This is a genomic window from Pseudoalteromonas sp. AWM4_233 (assembly GCF_056158285.1).
Genome location: NZ_JBSWSZ010000113.1, coordinates 711,143 through 726,620 on the forward strand (window position 1 = coordinate 711,143; position 15,478 = coordinate 726,620).

The 15,478-nt window shown below is 39.1% G+C and carries 16 protein-coding genes; 6 read left to right on the plus strand and 10 right to left on the minus strand.

From position 1 onward, the window contains the following. Positions 1–106: 106 nt before the first annotated feature. The 5 genes from ACXAC4_RS24570 to ACXAC4_RS24590 form a co-directional block, all read right to left on the minus strand. The gene (locus ACXAC4_RS24570; RefSeq protein WP_475166852.1) at positions 107–367 is read right to left on the minus strand and encodes a CBU_0592 family membrane protein; all 261 of its coding nucleotides are present in this window, start codon (positions 365–367) and stop codon (positions 107–109) included. 217 nt (positions 368–584) lie between these two features. Beyond that, positions 585–989, minus strand: coding sequence for a DUF1761 domain-containing protein (locus tag ACXAC4_RS24575; protein WP_475166853.1), 405 nt, complete (start codon positions 987–989; stop codon positions 585–587). A gap of 68 nt (positions 990–1,057) precedes the next feature. Further along, entirely contained in the window at positions 1,058–1,585 is a 528-nt protein-coding gene (locus tag ACXAC4_RS24580) for a response regulator transcription factor (RefSeq protein ID WP_475166857.1), read from the minus strand. Beyond that, positions 1,582–2,811, minus strand: coding sequence for an ATP-binding protein (locus ACXAC4_RS24585; RefSeq protein WP_475166861.1), 1,230 nt, complete (start codon positions 2,809–2,811; stop codon positions 1,582–1,584). The genes ACXAC4_RS24580 and ACXAC4_RS24585 overlap by 4 nt, the downstream gene beginning before the upstream one ends. A 98-nt stretch (positions 2,812–2,909) precedes the next feature. After that, a complete protein-coding gene (locus tag ACXAC4_RS24590; protein WP_475166862.1) occupies positions 2,910–3,311 on the minus strand; it encodes a nuclear transport factor 2 family protein in 402 nt (133 codons plus the stop codon). Between the two features lie 130 nt (positions 3,312–3,441). On the opposite strand from ACXAC4_RS24590, the gene ACXAC4_RS24595 reads away from it, so the two are divergent. Together ACXAC4_RS24595 and ACXAC4_RS24600 are read left to right on the plus strand one after the other, a co-directional pair. Further along, the gene (locus ACXAC4_RS24595) at positions 3,442–4,506 is read left to right on the plus strand and encodes a beta-ketoacyl-ACP synthase 3 (protein WP_475166864.1); all 1,065 of its coding nucleotides are present in this window, start codon (positions 3,442–3,444) and stop codon (positions 4,504–4,506) included. Between the two features lie 72 nt (positions 4,507–4,578). After that, positions 4,579–6,048: an aminoacyl-histidine dipeptidase gene (locus ACXAC4_RS24600; RefSeq protein ID WP_475167737.1), complete on the plus strand. Its 1,470-nt coding sequence runs from the start codon at positions 4,579–4,581 to the stop codon at positions 6,046–6,048. 64 nt (positions 6,049–6,112) lie between these two features. On the opposite strand, the gene ACXAC4_RS24605 is transcribed toward ACXAC4_RS24600, so the two are convergent. Further along, positions 6,113–7,477, minus strand: a complete 1,365-nt coding sequence (locus ACXAC4_RS24605; protein WP_475166866.1) for a leucyl aminopeptidase family protein — start codon at positions 7,475–7,477, stop codon at positions 6,113–6,115. A 59-nt stretch (positions 7,478–7,536) separates the two neighbouring features. Next, entirely contained in the window at positions 7,537–7,908 is a 372-nt protein-coding gene (locus ACXAC4_RS24610) for a hypothetical protein (RefSeq protein WP_349286923.1), read from the minus strand. An 84-nt stretch (positions 7,909–7,992) separates the two neighbouring features. Between ACXAC4_RS24610 and ACXAC4_RS24615 the strand changes: the two genes are divergently transcribed. The 3 genes from ACXAC4_RS24615 to ACXAC4_RS24625 all read left to right on the plus strand — a co-directional run bounded on the left by ACXAC4_RS24615 (position 7,993) and on the right by ACXAC4_RS24625 (position 12,611). Continuing rightward, positions 7,993–8,154: an oxidoreductase-like domain-containing protein gene (locus tag ACXAC4_RS24615; RefSeq protein WP_475166868.1), complete on the plus strand. Its 162-nt coding sequence runs from the start codon at positions 7,993–7,995 to the stop codon at positions 8,152–8,154. Positions 8,155–8,432: 278 nt separating this feature from the next. Then, entirely contained in the window at positions 8,433–11,060 is a 2,628-nt protein-coding gene (locus ACXAC4_RS24620) for a TonB-dependent receptor plug domain-containing protein (RefSeq protein WP_475166872.1), read from the plus strand. 93 nt (positions 11,061–11,153) lie between these two features. Further along, complete coding sequence (locus tag ACXAC4_RS24625) at positions 11,154–12,611, plus strand: tetratricopeptide repeat-containing sulfotransferase family protein (RefSeq protein ID WP_475166876.1); 1,458 nt, start codon at positions 11,154–11,156, stop codon at positions 12,609–12,611. Here ACXAC4_RS24625 and ACXAC4_RS24630 read toward each other — a convergent pair. Next, positions 12,571–13,476: an alpha/beta fold hydrolase gene (locus ACXAC4_RS24630; protein WP_475167743.1), complete on the minus strand. Its 906-nt coding sequence runs from the start codon at positions 13,474–13,476 to the stop codon at positions 12,571–12,573. The two genes, ACXAC4_RS24625 and ACXAC4_RS24630, sit on opposite strands and share 41 nt — an antisense overlap. A 94-nt stretch (positions 13,477–13,570) precedes the next feature. On the opposite strand from ACXAC4_RS24630, the gene rlmF reads away from it, so the two are divergent. Beyond that, entirely contained in the window at positions 13,571–14,494 is a 924-nt protein-coding gene (gene rlmF, locus ACXAC4_RS24635; protein WP_475166878.1) for a 23S rRNA (adenine(1618)-N(6))-methyltransferase RlmF, read from the plus strand. A gap of 8 nt (positions 14,495–14,502) precedes the next feature. On the opposite strand, the gene ACXAC4_RS24640 is transcribed toward rlmF, so the two are convergent. Both ACXAC4_RS24640 and ACXAC4_RS24645 read right to left on the minus strand, forming a co-directional pair. After that, a complete protein-coding gene (locus ACXAC4_RS24640; protein WP_138479602.1) occupies positions 14,503–15,084 on the minus strand; it encodes a thymidine kinase in 582 nt (193 codons plus the stop codon). A 139-nt stretch (positions 15,085–15,223) separates the two neighbouring features. Beyond that, positions 15,224–15,418 (minus strand): bacterioferritin-associated ferredoxin, encoded by a 195-nt coding sequence (locus ACXAC4_RS24645; RefSeq protein ID WP_475166881.1) that lies wholly within the window; start codon positions 15,416–15,418, stop codon positions 15,224–15,226. Positions 15,419–15,478: the final 60 nt, after the last annotated feature.

Consider the following 15,478-nt stretch of genomic DNA (forward strand, 5'->3'; position numbering starts at 1 on the left):
AGCGATAGAGCAGCTAAATGCAATTCCATGCACAGCCTATTTACATACTTTTAATAATACTAATGTTAACAGACTGTGCAAGTTTTATATTTCTATTTTGAGAACATTATGCGAGTTGGGTACGTTTTCCTTTGAAGTATTTGAATAAACCAATTAAAGACGCGGCTATCCAGAATAACTCAATAACAAAACTAGCAAGGTTAAAGTTGTAGCAAAGACTGATTAGCAAGAGTATTGCGCCACTTAAGTTCATTAAGTTATAAACAATACCGGTAGGTTCAGCTTTGCCTAGTTGAAGCATAAAGAAAGCACCAACTACAAGCGCTGTTCCTGTCATACCAATGACATCAAAAAGAATATCGATCACGTTTTGTATCCACTATCAATTGCTATCTGCCATCATTAGCAGAGTTTGAAGCAATAAAAGATTAGTTAACCCGGAAATACTGGCCCATTCCATGGGAAGGGTTACTTTCACTCATTGAAACAGCAAAACGTATCTAAATTAAATGAGAGTGAGACATGAAAACAGGGCAAATGTCCGCCTCGAAGATAAGTATTCCAACAATTCTGAGTTGATATTACTAGCCTGTGACACTCAGTATCACTGCCATAAGAATAAACTGGAAGGTATGGTAACCACCATTGACTAAAAACAAACTAAGCGGTCTTTGTTCAAAAATATAAGAAATCCCCAATGAACTTGATGCTAAACCAATACCTACTGCCGCACCAATGATGATTGATTGTGTGATATTAGGATCAGGCCCTAATATAAACGCCAAAACAAACGCAGCCAACAATGACAAAATAAATGCTAAACCATAAATCAATTTTGGATCGCTGTTTTGTAAGTCAAGTTCAGTTAACCCACACCCCTCTAACCAAGTTTTGCCAAATAAAACCGGGGAGTACCATAAACCACCCAACATAAATGAAGATAACGAGGCAAGTAAAATTGCCCAATAATTAAGTTCTGCCAACTGCATAATAATGAAGCATCAAACCATTCGTAAATTCAAATCTAGTTAATAAACGTCAAACTCGCAATTATTGACTATTTTTGTACAGGTTTTTTCTGCAGTTTACGTTGTAGAGTTCTTCGATGCATGTTTAGCTGTCTTGCCGTTTCAGACACATTGCCATGGTTCGCTTTTAGCACTTGCTGAATATGTTCCCACTCTAAACGCTCTGCTGACATTCTCGTTTCTGATTGCAATTCTGCTTTTTGAACACCCTCTGTCCCTAATAACGTTTGAACTATCAACAAAGTATCAGCTGGCTTAGTTAAATAATCGTCAGCGCCCAGTTTAACCGCTTCAACTGCCGTGGCGATACTTGCAAACCCAGTTAACAACACCAGTTTGATACTAGGTTTGTATGCCTTAATCGGTTCAATGAAATGTAACCCAGATTTAGTCTGCAGTTTCATATCTAGAAGCACAAAATCAGGGGAAATTTTCTCAACCGCAGGCATGACATTTACTTCGTTGTTTTCAACATGGCTATCAAATCCATGCTTTTGCAGCCGTCTAGCAAGTGTTCTTGCAAATGCTTCATCGTCTTCAATGATAAGTAACTTCATAACTCATTTTCTTTAATCGGCAAAGTGATTGTTGTTTTAGCGCCATATTTACACTGGTTTTCTAATCGAATAGTCCCTTTTAACCGCTCTATTGATGCATGAGATAAAACCAAGGCCATGCCAAGACCAGACTCACTTTTAACTATTGTATGGCCTAAACGTTCCATCTTTTTAGGGTCGATCCCCGGACCATGATCCGTTATCGATAGCATCCAAGTGTCTTTTTCAATTGAACTTTCTAGGATGATGTCTTTTGCATTGGTTTTAGTATTGGCCTGCGCGGCATTTGCAAGTACATTCAATAAAGCAGGGATCAACATGGGATCATCACTGACGAAAGTATCAACTACCTCGTCCATAATTAAGCGCTGTTCCGGGAATTGTAAAGCCATCAATGTTTCAAGCTCTTGCAAAATAGCAAGTGTGCTTTGTACACCAAAACTATCTGAAGATTTGAATTTTTCGGTTTGTGCTCTAAATAACTCAAGTTGCTCTTTACAAGTAGTGATGGCTTTTCCCATATCTACTAATGCGGGATGCTCTGGATAGTCTTCTTTCAGCTCTTCAAATAATAAATTAATGTTACCAAGTGGCGTTGCCAATTGATGAGTTGCCTGCGCAGCGGCACTACCTAACGCAATGAGCTGCTCGTTTTTAAGTTGTTTTTCTCTTACCTTAGCTAAAGACTGCTCTTTAACCCTTAATTGCTTCGCCATAGCCATGACAACCATGACAACAATAAATACGCTTAATACAAAATTTGCCCACATGCCTTTAAAATGTAACTCCATGTCCATGTGATGCATGTGATGACCACCCATAGTCACAAATAAATAACCATATGCGACTAATGAACAGAAAGAGATAATTATCACAAATTGGCTTGGCAAAGTAACAGCAGCAATAACGATTGGGATGATCAGCATTGACACAAACGCATTACTCGCACCACCTGATAAGCTCAGTAAAACTGTCATAAACATAATATCGGCAAGTAGCTGCAACATCATACCTGAAGGTGCTGCTTCACTGGTTTTTCTATAAGCGAACACACTGACCAATTGAAAGCAAGATTCAATTGCAATAACAGTCAATACTGGTAATAGTTCAATGGACTTATCAAACCAAAATGCCGAAGCTAATACCAAAAGCAATTGCATCAAAATGGCGATAGTTCTTAGTAATAATAAGCGACCAATGGCTGATTGCGGCGAAAAGCTGATCATGTAACATGCTCATAAAAAATTTGAGCAACACTTTAACTGACTCTGCTTAACTGGTAAAACTAAACCTCAGTTTCGTTGATATAAAACAAAAATTGCAGCTACTCTTCATAGTGCAAGGTGAACTCAGGACAAGGGGTGCCTTGATGGAAGAACAACTGCCACCCTTTTTCTGTTTTAGCCCAAATTGACATTCGAATTGAAAAATTCAAGGCATGATGCACATTCATTCGATAGGCTGCATGATAGGTCAGTTGAGCAAGCGTGTCGCTCAATACCTGCCCCTTAAAGTCTTGGTTATAGATCTGTGGGATCTTTTCTAGCGGTAACCGACCAATAACATGTTGCTTATTAAACATTAAGCCATTTGCTGAAATCTCATAAAAGTCGTCATGAAGTAAATGGCTTACTTGGTTTTTCGATGCTCTAACAACTGGATCCAGTAACCGCCTCTCTAATTCAATAAGGTGGCTTAATAGCGAAGTCGTCATTTTATTTGCCATAATCACCCCAAATTCAAAGACTTTAATCTAAGCTTAGACTACTTCTTCACGCTTCATAAACTATCCTTGACTAGAATTACAAAAAGAAGTTTGTTATAAACTCCCGTCTGGTCAGATGAGATAAGAAACTATGCAATACGCCAAAATAATTGGCTGGGGTAAATGTACACCACCAGCAACACTTTCAAACGAAGATATAAGCACAGTAGTCGACACCACAGATGAGTGGATTTCAACTCGCACAGGCATAAAATCGAGAAGAGTCAGTCATGTTGGTACTGGAGAATTGGCGACTATTGCAGCTAAACGTGCATTGGATTGTGCAGGTATTGCAGGAGAGGACATTGACCTTGTTTTACTTGCTACTTGCACCCCTTCTACACTTGTTGCAAATACAGCCTCATATGTTCAGCAACAAATCGGGGCAACCGGTGCAGCGGCATGTGATGTAAATGCAGCGTGTTCTGGTTTCTTATATGCATTACAAAATGCAACCGCACAAATACGCGCCGGTATGGTAAAGCGCGCAGTTGTTATTGCTGCTGAAAGAATGCTCTGGCATGTAAACTGGGCAAAGCGTGACAGTGCGGTTTTATTCGGTGACGGCGCAGGTGCAGTTGTGCTTGAAGCATCAAGTGAAGAACTAGGCTTGTTAGCAACAAAAACTGGCTGTGATTCAGAAGACAGAGAGATTCTTCATATTCGAAACTTCGGCACTGACATAGATAAACACGATTCAGCACAACCCTCTGATATTTTGTTCCAAGGTAAAGATATCTTTAAGCGCGCGGTAAAAGGTATGAGCGAAGCCTGTGATGATGTGCTATCACAAGCAAATTTAGCACTCGAAGACATCGATATGCTTATCCCTCATCAGGCAAATCTAAGAATTATTCAAGCCATTGCCAAACAATTGCAGCTTAGCGATGACAAAGTGATGGTCAATATCCAGCATTATGGCAACACCTCTGCTGCAACGATCCCAATTGCACTGTGTGAAGCATTAGAGCAAGGTAAAATCAAACCACACAGTCATATAATGAGCGCAGCATTTGGTGCAGGACTAACTTGGGCTGCAAGTTATATAAAATGGGGCGAACGCGTTACGCCTATCATTGAAAGTAAAGCTGAGCTGCCAGAGTGTAAACAAACTGGACTAGAGATAATGGCTGACGCCATCAAGTACTCCCAGTAAGCTATCCTCAGCCCTTATTTGAATGGTAATATTAAGCGGTTACATTTAAATAAGGGCAAAACATTGAAAACATTGTTCACTCCACATTCAGAAATTAGCCAATTAGAACCACAAGCAATTTGGCAATTCTTTGATCAAATTTGTTCTTTTCCTCACCCTTCTAAGCATGAAGAAGCACTTGCACAATTCATTATTGACTGGGCAAAAAGTCAATCTCTTGAAGTTAAAAGAGACGAGACTGGCAACGTTTTCATTAAAAAACCAGCCTTCCCAGGTATGGAACATAAAAAGCCAGTAGTTCTTCAAGCACATATTGATATGGTACCGCAAAAGAATGACGGCACAGATCACGACTTTGTGACAGACTCGATTAAACCTTACATCGACGGTGAATGGGTTACTGCAACAGACACTACTTTAGGTGCTGATAACGGCATAGGTATGGCGTCGTGCCTTGCTGTATTGGCTGCTGATGACATTAAACACGGTCCGCTAGAAGTACTTCTAACAATTGATGAAGAAGCTGGTATGACTGGCGCATTCGGTTTAGAAGCAGGCTGGTTAGAAGGTGACATTCTTCTCAATACAGACTCTGAGCAAGAAGGTGAGATTTACATGGGCTGTGCCGGTGGCGTAGATGCAAGTCTTACTTTGCAACTAGAACGCCAAGCCATCAATGAAGATACAACACGCCTAAAACTTGTTCTAAATGGGTTAAGAGGTGGTCATTCTGGCGTAGACATAAATACTGGCCGCGCTAATGCTAATAAACTCCTTGCACGCTTTTTGAAGAATCACACAGCCAACTTAAACGTTCAGTTAGTCGCTTTTAATGGCGGTTCACTAAGAAACGCTATTCCTCGTGAAGCGTATGCTGAAGTGTTAGTTGAAAATGCACAATTAGACGCATTTCATAACTTAATATCTGAGTTTGAAACACTCACAAAAACCGAATTAAGTGCCATTGAAGCAAACTTAACTTTTAAAGCACAAACACTTGAAAGTGATGCCTTGCCATTAAGCGCAAGCAGCCAAAATACTGTATTGTCACTACTCAATGCCTGTCCAAATGGTGTAGTACGCATGAGTGATGATATTCAAGGTGTAGTTGAAACATCACTAAATATGGGTGTCATTGAAACAAATGAAAACAGCATCGAAGTACTGTGTTTGATCCGCTCTTTAATTGACTCTGGTCGTTCAGACGTAGAAGGCACACTTGCTTCGCTAGCAAGCCTAGCTGGCGCAACGATTGAATTCAGTGGTGCATATCCGGGATGGAAACCAGATCCTGACTCACAAATCTTACATACTTTCCGTGACGTGTATGAAGATATTTATGGTCATAAACCACACATCATGGTTATTCATGCTGGCCTAGAGTGTGGTCTTTTCAAAGAACCATACCCAAAAATGGACATGATTTCTTTCGGCCCTACTATCAAGTTCCCGCACTCTCCTGATGAGAAAGTAAACATTGAATCTGTAGGTTTATATTGGCAACAAATGAAAGCTATTTTAGAGAACATTCCAGCTAAATAATACTTCCTAATAAAAAATGCGAACCCATTGGTTCGCATTTTTTATTTTATAAGTTTACCTATATCTATTTATAACGTGTAGCTAAATAGTCAAACGTAGCACGGAGACCTAAGCCTTCACCACCTACTGGGCGACCCGGTAATGGTCTGATGTTATAGGCCATCACATCAAAATGAAGCCAAGGCGTAGTTGCTGGCTCAACAAACTCTTTCAGATATAACGCTGCTGTAATTGACCCACCAAACGGCGTTGAACCACAGTTGGCAATGTCTGCAACATCACTCTTAAACAAAGCTTTATATTGGTCGAAAAGAGGAAGTTGCCAAACTGGATCTTGGTTTTTTAAGCCTTGAGCCATTATGTCACTTGCAATTGCTTGGTCAGTCGAATAAAAACCTGGAAGTTCTGTACCTAATGCAATGCGACAAGCACCTGTTAAAGTTGCAAAGTCGATTAGTAAATCAGGGGTTTCAGTTTGTGCTTCAGCTAATGCATCACACAATACTAGGCGACCTTCTGCATCAGTGTTATCAATCTCAACCGTGATGCCTTTACGTGTTTTAATAACATCGCCAGGTCTAAAAGCATTTCGCGACACTGCATTTTCAACAGCAGGAACAAGTACACGAAGTCTAACAGGTAGATTTGCAGCCATGATCATTTGCGCAAGACCGATCACATGAGCAGCCCCGCCCATATCCTTCTTCATATTACGCATACCTGCAGCAGGTTTTAAATCTAAACCACCAGAGTCAAAACAGACACCTTTGCCAACAAGTGTCAGTTTCGGCGCATTCTCATCACCCCAAACTAAATCGAGCAATCTTGGTTTGTTGTCACTTGCACGACCCACCATATGAATAGTTGGGTAGTTTTGTTCTAGTAATTCATCACCAATAATTTGGCTAAACTGACCATCAAAGCGAGTTGCCAATTCTTCCATAGTTTCAGCAAGGTGCTGAGGCATCATGTCTGCTGCTGGCATGTTAACCAAGTCACGAACTAAATAAATAGCCTCAGCTTGCTGGTTTACTTTATTAAAGATTTCTTCATCTGCAATCGCGATTTTAGATTCAATAGCAGGTAAAGACTTATAGACGGCAAATTGATAAGCACCTAATACAAAACTAAGCGCATAACCAGTCAAAGAGTCACCATTAACATCTAGCGTATACTGACCCTTAGGTAATTGTTTTGCTAAATCACCGGTATTCCACATATCTGTTACATCAGTAACAGTTACAACAACGAATTCAAGTCCGGTTGCATTTTGTTTAGGTACCAAAATTATATTGCTATTAGCAGAGCGCGTTGCTTCAACATAATTTTTTACAAAGCTTTCTTGAGAAGAAAGCCAAGTATCAAAATTTGATTTTTCAATAAATTTAATCGGTGTACCTGTATCGGCATGAATGATTGGAAGTTGCATATTATTCTCTGTGTTTTTGCGTCTATTTAGAGAATAACAATTTAGCGTAAAGAGATCACTTATTTACGAGATTTAGAAGATTTGTTAGATAATGAAAATGAACTTGGTAATACATCAACACCAACCCACTGACCCAGCTTAACAATAAGCGGAATAGTAATGGGGGCGAATGGAAGTACAGCAAATACGCCTAAACCTAACCCTTTTAGAATGTCCATAAGCTGTTCGTTAGCAACTTTTAGCTCTGATTTATGCGCCTCACCAAAGCTATAACGCTTGTAAATATCCAACATTTCTTTGGTTTCTTGTTTTTCTTGCGCAAGTGCAATTTTTAGCGCGAGCATCGAGCGCCTTAATCTGATTTGCTGCCGTCTTTTGCTAATTTTGGCAACCCTAAGAGGGGCTTTGTGTACTACTTTAATTAGGCGCATTATAAACCAAATTTATTTATCACTCTGACAGTTTAGCAAAACTTGATAAACTCTATCTATGTATTTCATTAATCTCTCACATTCATGCTAAATAATACAGTAAAACAAATACCTAACCCAGAACCCCAGAAACCTAAACCAGATGAATGTTGTGGTGGAGGTAGTTGCTGCCCATGTGTTTGGGACATTTATAGAGACCAGAGAAAAGCTTGGTTAGAAGTTAACGAAAAGCTTAACAAAACATAAATTAGACCAAAGCATAAACTTTTGTAGGAATGCACATGCATTCCTATCCTTCCCTATTTTAGAAAATTATTTCATACTTAACATAAAGTTACGTTTTCAATTTGCGCTTTCCCATTGTCATGTCTACTTTTAACTTTAATGCAAATTTTATTTGCATTATGTGTTAACTAAATGTATCAATAATTAACAGGTTAAATTTGCTTATTGCATAAAAGCTTATCGTGCTTGTTAAAAATTTATAAGAAACCTTAATGACAACATTAATCTGGGGAAACAGGATGAAGTTAAAATTATCAAACGTAAGCCGTGCTATTACTTACGCACTTGCATCTACCGCTTCGGTAGGCTTGTTAAGCGCAACAGCCTATGCCGATGAAAGTGGCGATGGTGCTGAAAAGAATATTGAAAAAATCGCAGTTGTAGGTTCACGTTCTGCGCCAAGATCTGTCGATGATTCGCCAGTGCCAATTGATATTATTGGGGGTGATGAGCTAGATAAAAACGCATCAACTGATATGTTAGACATGCTACAAGCATCTATCCCATCCTTTAACGTTAGACAGCAGCCTATTTCAGATGCAGCTTCTTTTATCAGACCTGTAAACTTACGTGGTCTATCATCAGATTCAACACTTATTCTCTTAAATGGTAAAAGGCGTCACAGAGCTTCTGTTATAGCATTCCAAGGCGGTGGCGTTAACGATGGTGCTCAAGGTCCAGATATATCAGTTATTCCTTCTGTTGCGCTAAAGCAGGTTGAAGTTTTACGTGACGGTGCAGCAGCTCAATATGGTTCTGACGCTATTGCAGGTGTAATGAACTTTGTATTAAAAGACAGTTCAGAGGGTGGCTCAATCTCTGTTCGTCATGGCGAGTATTTTGAAGGTGATGGGACTCAGTTTGTTGTTGATGGTAACCTTGGTCTTCCATTTACTGATGACGGCTTTGCTAACTTATCTTTCCAATACAAGTCTGCAGACCCTACAAGTCGTTCAGTTCAACGCCCTGATGCGGCGGCTTTGATTGCAGCAGGTAATACTCATGTTAATGACCCTGCTCAAGTTTGGGGTAACCCTGAGATTGAGGACGATATTACTTTATTTGGTAATGTTGGCCTAGATCTAGGTAACGATAAAGAGTTTTATATGTTCGGTAACTATTCTGATCGAATAGCTACTGGTGGTTATTATTACCGTAACCCTCAAAACAGAGGTGGAGTATTTACTGGTACTGATGCCGATGGAAATGACATACATTTAGTTGGTGATATGGATGGACTCAATAATGGTATTGAATGCCCTAGTATTCCTAAACTACCAAACACAACCAATATTTTAGACAACGAGACATATAAGCTAATTGCAGATCCAAACACTGCAGTGGGTAAAAACTGTTGGGCATTCAATGAATTGTTCCCTGGAGGTTACACTCCACAATTTACTGGTGAAATCAACGACACGTCATTAACAATGGGTACTCGTGGAGATATTACTGAAGGTTTCTTAGAAGGTGCTTTTATTGATATCAGCGGCTCATATGGCCGAAACAAATCAACTTATACACTTGTTAATACTGTTAACCCTTCTATGGGTTCATTGAATGCTGACCAGCCAAACAATGCATTTGAAGCAGGCTCTTATATTCAACTTGAAAAATCTTTCAACATTGATTTAACCAAAGGCTTTGATGTTGGTTTAGACGACGACTTAAACTTTGCAACGGGTATTGAATGGAGACAAGAGTCATTCGAAATAATTTCTGGTGAGCAAGCCTCTTGGGAGCAGGGTCCATTGGCATCACAAGGCTTCAGTGTTGGTTCTCATGGATTTGCTGGTTTCTCACCAGAATCACAAGGGATCAATAAGCGTCAAAGTTTCTCAGCTTATGCTGATGCAGAAACTTACGTTACTGAAGACTTGTTGCTTGGAGCTGCATTACGCTATGAAGATTTCTCTTCATTCGGAAGTACAACAAACTATAAAGTAACTGCACAATATCAAGTTACTGATGATCTATCCATCCGTGGTTCTCATAGTACTGGTTTTAGAGCACCTACAGTAGGTCAAGCTAATGTTGTAAATACTCAGACGTCTTTGGTAAATGGTGAATTGATTCAATCAGCTACATATCCACCAACTCACCCTGTCTCGGCTGAACTTGGTGGTAAAGAGTTAGATCCAGAAGAGTCAACTAGCTATGCTGTCGGTCTTGTATACAAAACCGGTGAGTTCTTCATGACTATCGATGCATACAATATTGAAGTTACTGACCGTATTGCACAAACAGATAAAGTATTTATCACACAAGCTAACGTTGATAATCTTCAAGGTAAATACCCTAGTCCAGAATTGCTTCTTGGTGGCTCTGTTACATTTTTTGCTAATGACTTCGATACCACAACCCAAGGTGTTGACGTTGTCATGAATTATGGCATGGATATGTTTGATGGCTACAGCAAAATTAGCTTGGCTTATAACTACAACACAACAAAAGTTGATGACCCAGGTCAGTTCACTTCAGCGTTCAAAGTACGCCGCTTGGAAGAAGGCATCCCTGAGCACCGTGCAACATTAACCTTCGCACAAAATTGGGAAGATGTAAGCATGTTCTTACGAGCTAACTACTTTGGTGAGTGGTTTGCTACACACGCGGATGAGCCAGATGTAGATAGCTCTTACGGTTGGTCTGAAACAGTTGGTTCATCTTTCACATTAGATGCTGAAGTAACATATTACTTTAACGAACAGTGGACTATGTCAGTTGGAGCAAACAACATTTTAGACACTGAGGCTCAAGAGCTGCAAAAAGATGGTGCATATTCAATTGTTAGCGGTAAATACTACGAGAGTGGTCCGTTTGACTACAACGGCGGTTTTTATTACGTAAAAGCGACTTATAAATTCTAGATTACTGTAACCCAGCAGCAAAAGGCGAAATGGCATTAGCTATTTCGCCTTTTTATTTTTATGATTAGTGCAAAGCAATAACTTAAAACAGCAATGCTATTACTTAAAAGAGCCAACGAATTATTAGAACAAGGGAAACTCAGAGAAGCTGAGTTTATGTTTAAAGCAGTATTAAAGGAAAATAATAAAATTGGTCCTGCATTATTTGGTCTTGGCCGAATTTGTATGCGTTTAGAAGATTACGACAGCGCCATTTATTATTTAAAACGTTCCTGTGAGCACCTGCCTAAAATGCTCGATCCCCTGTTTGCGCTCGCTGATGCATTTATGGCTGTTGGATCTTCTGTTGATGCTAAAACTGTTCTCGAATACACCTTAAGCGTTGCTAAACATAATGCACAAGCACATTATCAATTAGGGTTATTCTATTTAGACCACGGTTTTATTGAAAATGCAGAACGTACATTTGAAGCAGGCTTGGCATGCCCACCTAGTGCGGTTACTGCCTTCATGTTACATGAACTCTCTCAGATTTCATCAACAAATAAATTAGAAGCGCATATTAAGAAACTCCATTCATTGTTAACTGAATACGATAACAAGCGCTTAAAAATCGTTGTTTATTATTCATTAGCAAGATGTAATCACAGATTACAAGATCACACTCAAGCATTTGATTATTTTGGACTTGCTAACGAACTGCAGCTCAGTCTATGTGAGTTTAAAACTGCCGATATGAGGCCTTTCTTTGACGAACTAAAAGAACAGTGTTCAGAAGCATTCTTTAGCCAACCCAATGATAAAGTGAAGGCAACATTCACCCCTACTTTTATAGTTGGACTACCAAGAACCGGTGCTACATTGCTAGAACAAATGCTCGTTCAGCATAGTAGCATAGGCAGCATGGGAGAAAGCACAGTCATCAGCGACAAAATTGTACCTTACTTACAGATGCGTAATGAAGCACCTTTTCCACAATGCCTTCATACATTAACCACATCTATGCTTGACCATTGCCGCAACTTGTATGTAGATGAAATTAAGAAGCATCGTGTTGGTGAAGAAGTTGTCATTAATAAATTACCAGCCAATTTTCAAAACATAGGACTAATTCAAAAAATATTTCCTGATGCTCGTATCATCCATATTACCCGCTCGTTTAATGCCAATGCTTGGTCTGTTTATAGTAATCACTTCGCTGAAAACGAACCCTATTTTTGCTCATTAACTGAATATAAGCAGTATGCTGATTTTCAAGAAGAAATGATGGCACATTTTAAACATTACCTACCTAGAAACATTTATACTCTCAGTTATGAAGATTTATTAGATGAGACCCCAAAAGAGCTGAATAAATTACTCAATTTCTTGTATCAAAGATTTGAGCCTGAATGCTTGGAGTTTTATAAATCTAAGCGTCCAGTATCGACTCTTAACAAAGCTCAGGTTAGAAGGCCTTTAGATCAAGGCCCAAGATCAAACTGGCAGGTTTATGAAAAACAAATGATGGCTATGCTCGATGCTGAGCAAACCAATCTAACAACTCCTTAAACTGATCGCTGTGAGCATGCGGACTAGTCAGCATATTAATATGGTCATAATCAATTTTATGACCATATTTTTTTCCATATATTCTCAAGTCTTGTATGCCTTTTCCTGACTCTTCTATAAAAGCCTGAATATCAATTGGCTGTGCAAGGGCTTTATCCTTTGTACCTGCGATATGTAAAATAGGCGGTAACGCTATATTTTCTATTGCACTTGCGTAATCAAAACCATCATCACTGTCTATCCAAGGCTTCTTTTTCGCCCACTGCATGCTTTGATAATGTGACTTAACAGTCTCGTTATCACTGCCCCATTTCAATTTGCGCGCATCTAAATAACCTTTGCGTTTACTCAATAGCGGCGCCAATGTGTACCAAATCAAATTGGCTTGTAAGAGCTTGCTTGGATGGTTGTTAAATAAACTTCTTTTTGTTCCAAAGTAGCCACATGCTGAAACATACTCTTTATGCTCAGGGTAACGCGCTAAAAAGCTATTAAGTAAAACTCCCCCCCAAGAGTGTGCAACCCAAAACTTCGGAAAGTGACCTGTTAGAGCTTTAACAAATTTGAGCATAGTGGGAATATCTTCAAGGATGGCTTCTGTTTGGCCATATTGAGAGGAAGAAGATATTTTAGGCAAACTTTGTCCACGACCACGTAAATCAGCAACAAAACATTGATAACCTTGCGCAGCTAAAAACGGCGCTAAGCCCTTATTTGACTCTGTGTAGAAAATCTTGCCATTTTCGACAGCTCCATGCAGGAAGAAAACAGCATCCCCTTTATTTTCAGGATTATAAATGTGTCTCAGATGAAGAACTTGCTCATTTTCAAAGGGAATAAAGTGTGAATTTTGCGTGATCATGATTTAAGTCTTTTTAACTCGTCGTACCAGTTACTGTATTTGATAGCAATTGTCATTTCAACACTATTTAAGCTATTTCAAGAACTCGGTATAATCCATGCTTAAATTCAATAAAAGTAATTATATGCACCCAAGAAACGCGCACAAACAAGGCTATGACTTCGATAAGCTCATCAATGTAACGCCTTCATTGAAAAAATTCCTTATTAGAACACCGGCAGGCAAAAAGAGCATAGACTTTAGTAATGCGAATGCTGTCAAATGCTTAAATCAAGCGCTACTTAAACATCATTACAAACTCAGTTATTGGGATATATCCGAAGAGTTTTTATGTCCGCCAGTTCCAGGCAGGGCTGATTATATTCACGCGTTGGCAGATCTACTTAAAAGCGATAACCATAATAAGATAGTGAACAATGTTAGGGCACTAGATATCGGCACAGGTGCAAACCTGATCTACCCCATTCTTGGGGAAAGAGTTTATAAATGGTCATTCACAGCATCAGATATAAACCCGAAAGCATTACAAAACGCCGATAAAATTCGCATCGAAAATGCTTTAAATACCAAACTCGTTTTACAAAAAGACAAAGAAAAATATTTTCATGGTGTGATAGAAAAAGATCAAACATTACACTTGTCGTTATGTAACCCCCCGTTCCATGACAGTGAGCATTCAGCAAATAAAGCAACACAGAGCAAATGGCAAAAGTTAGGTAAAAAGCCAAAAAATACACTTAACTTCGGCGGCCATTCAGCTGAGCTTTGGTGTAAAGGTGGTGAGGTGTTGTTCATCAAAAAAATGATTAAGGAGAGTAAGCATTATGCCAAGCAATGTGCGTGGTTTACTTCTTTGGTATCTAAAAAAGACTCACTAAATAGTTTAAAGCTAGCGCTCAAGAAAATTGGTGTTGCTGAAATAAAGGTAATCAAAATGACGCAAGGTCAAAAAACAAGCCGGTTCATCGCTTGGAGCTTTCAAACTCACTCCGAGCGACAAGCAATCTACAATACTAAATAAAGATATATTTATAAAAGAGACAAGGCTTCTTTATAATGGGTGCGGCAAACTGAAACATATCTATCGTTGCCGCCAATTTCAACCTGATTACCGTCATGAATTGCATTGCCATGCTCATCCGTTCGTAAAACACGGTTTGCTTTTCTACCACAATAGCATATGGTTTTAAGCTCAACTAATTTGTCAGCCCAAGCCAATAAGTACTGAGCTCCTTCAAATAACTCACCTTTAAAGTCAGTGCGTAATCCATAACACAATACGGGTATATTCAACTTATCAACAACATCTGTTAAGGCATTAACCTGGGCTTTGCTCAAGAATTGGCATTCATCTACCAACAAGCAATCTAGCTTATTTTCATCGTTTAACCGCTCAACTAAACTAAACACATCTGTTTCTCTGTCATAGATATGTGCATCTGCTTCGAGGCCAATTCTAGAAGCCACTTTCCCTACTCCAGCCCTATTGTCTATGGCAGCGGTAAGAATGAGTGGTGTCATACCTCTTTCTCTGTAGTTAAAGGCAGACTGTAAAAGTGTTGTTGATTTTCCGGCATTCATCGCCGAGTAATAGAAATAAAGCTGAGCCATAATAGAACACTGAAAATAAATGTGGATGAGAGTCTACATAAAACTCGGCTTGAATACTACGAGGGATAAGTTTCTATGGTATGTAAGACACTGAAAGAATCTGTCTCTGATGCCAACAAAGTAATTACGCTAAGGCTAATTAGGCAACTTGTTCTGTTATATCGACAATTTCAATCAGCTTCTGGTTAAGAATTTTCTTTGTGCAATTTATACACTTGCCACATTGTGTACCAACACCAAGCTCTTTACTCAAATCACGCATACTTGTAGAACCAGACTCAATCGCCTGTTCAATTTTTGAATCAGTCACACCGTGGCAAATACAAATATACATTAGAGTTACTCTTTACTTTAAAAACTAGGTGAATTTTATTCTAAACAAAAACCATTATCA